Origin of the sequence: Ralstonia sp. A12 (assembly GCF_000801955.1) — a bacterium.
GTDB lineage: Bacteria > Pseudomonadota > Gammaproteobacteria > Burkholderiales > Burkholderiaceae > Ralstonia.
Map to the genome: position 1 here is coordinate 1 of NZ_JSZO01000056.1, position 231 is coordinate 231.

Annotated in this window: 1 protein-coding gene; it reads right to left on the reverse strand. The window is 62.8% G+C overall.

From position 1 onward, the window contains the following. On the reverse strand, window positions 1-231 hold a 231-nt coding region (locus PI87_RS27920; RefSeq protein WP_039601009.1), incomplete at both ends, for an IS256 family transposase.

Sequence of the window (231 nt, forward strand, 5' to 3'; positions counted from 1 at the left end):
CCCCACTTGCCCGTGATGTTGCGCAGCGCCAGCCACAGCAGCTTGGTAGCCGCCTCGTCACTGGGGAAGTGGCCCCGCGTTTTGATGATCTTGCGTAGCTGCGCGTTGATGCTCTCGATTGCGTTGGTCGTGTAGATAATCTTGCGGATCGCCGGCGGGAACGCAAAGAACGGGATCACCTGATCCCATGCACGGTGCCAGGCGGCTGCGATCGGCGTGTAGCGCTGGCCC